At 42.9% G+C, this 422-nt stretch carries 1 protein-coding gene; it reads left to right on the forward strand.

The annotated features are described in order from the left end of the window. Positions 1–422 (forward strand): GatB/YqeY domain-containing protein (locus tag AAEY88_RS12620; protein WP_350562934.1); only part of this gene is annotated, 422 nt, incomplete at both ends.

Consider the following 422-nt stretch of genomic DNA (forward strand, 5'->3'; position numbering starts at 1 on the left):
GAACTTAACCGATCAGCTAAAAGACCACATGAAAGATGCCATGCGCGCTAAAGATAAAGTGCGCTTAGGAACAATTCGTATGGCACTGTCTGCCATCAAACAGATTGAAGTGGATACCCGCGAAACTCTGACTGATGAACAGACAATAGCTGTATTAACCAAAATGGTTAAACAACGCCGTGATTCGATTGCTCAATATGAAGCAGCGAATCGTCCGGAGTTGGCAGCCGTAGAAGCAGATGAAATTCGAGTTATCGAAAATTTTCTGCCTACACCGCTAACAGAAGATGAAGTAGCAGCGATTATCGATGCTACTATTATTGATGTTGGTGCTGCATCCATGGCGGATATGGGTAAAGTAATGGGAGCATTAAAAACTAAAGTTCAAGGCCGTGCAGATATGAGTGCTATTGGTACAATGA

The sequence above is a fragment of the Psychrobacter sp. CAL346-MNA-CIBAN-0220 genome (assembly GCF_040309805.1).
Taxonomy (GTDB): domain Bacteria; phylum Pseudomonadota; class Gammaproteobacteria; order Pseudomonadales; family Moraxellaceae; genus Psychrobacter.